1 protein-coding gene and 1 pseudogene are annotated in these 1,145 nt (G+C 70.7%); both read right to left on the bottom strand.

Annotated elements, in window-relative coordinates:
* A partial coding sequence (locus tag G3N93_RS40600) for an MFS transporter (protein ID WP_206135585.1) occupies positions 1–729 on the bottom strand: 729 nt, incomplete at its 3' end.
* A gap of 75 nt (positions 730–804) precedes the next feature.
* Positions 805–1,145 (bottom strand): annotated as a pseudogene (locus G3N93_RS40595) (cyclase family protein); the annotation flags it as partial.

The following is a 1,145-nucleotide window of genomic DNA, read 5'->3' as shown; positions in this document are numbered from 1 at the left end:
GCCGGATTCACGCTCCACCATGCGTTCGAGTTGCTGCACGATGCGCTCGGCCTCGGCTTCCCGGCCCACGCCGACCAGCCAGCGCGGCGACTCCGGCAAGCGCGACTGCAGCCACCAGACGACTACCGCCCCGCTGCCGCCGAGCAGCACGACCCAGCGCCATCCGGACCAGCCGAGCGGATCGCGCGGCACCCAGAGCCACGACACCAGCGCAAGCACCGGCATGGCCAGGTAGCCGACGGCGAAGCAGACCGCGAACGCCCTGCCTCGCACCGCCTTCGGCACCAGCTCGGTCAGGAACGCGCCGATCGTGATCAGTTCCGCGCCGACGCCGCAGCCCGCGACGAAGCGGCACACGAGCACGCCGAGCGCGCTCGACTGCACGCACATCATCAGGCTCGCCGCGGTATAGAGCAGCAGCGCACCGGTGAACAGCGCGCGGCGCCCGTAGCGATCGGCCAGACGCGACACGAACATCTCGCCGATGAACAGCCCGATGAACGTCGCCGCGCCGAGCGCGCCCTGGTCCGACATGCCGAGCACGCCGCGCGCCCCGGTGTGAAAGATGCCGTCTCGAATCAGGCCGGGCGGCAGATAGGTCATCTGGAACAGGTCGTAGACCTCGAAAAAGCCGCCGATGCTCAGGAACAGCACGAGCTTCCAGATACCGGCCGTCGCCGGCAGGCGATCGATGCGCGCGGCAAGCGATGCCGCAAGGGAGTCAGACATGGCGTGTCCTCGGTAGTCGCCCGCGCGGCGCGCGGGACGGCAGTCATGGCGCGGCACTGGCCGCGCGGCGGGCAATCACACGGTGGCGACCGGATTGACCGGCGAGCCGACGAGCCCGCGCAGATGCAGCGGCGGCGCGGTCAGCAGGAAATGACTGCGGTGATGTGCGTGCAGCCAGTCCGCGAGCGGCGTCAGGTGCCACAGCTCGCCGAGATGGATGCCGAGCTTGAACAGGCACAGCTCGTGCAGCGGCATCAGCGCGCCCGGCTGCGCGAACGGCTGCGCATCGCGCGGGCGCTCCTCGACCGCGTGGTTGTCGGCCGCGAGCGCCGCGAGCCCCCACGCGTCGATCCAGTTCAGCAGGCGCGCGCCCGCGCCCGCCCAGATCAGAAGCACCGCCGTTGAGGGAAGACACG

It is taken from the genome of Burkholderia sp. Se-20378, assembly GCF_017104665.1.
GTDB lineage: Bacteria > Pseudomonadota > Gammaproteobacteria > Burkholderiales > Burkholderiaceae > Burkholderia > Burkholderia lata.
The sequence above is the reverse complement of the archived record's forward strand: the minus strand, read 5'-3'. Positions and strand labels throughout refer to the sequence as shown.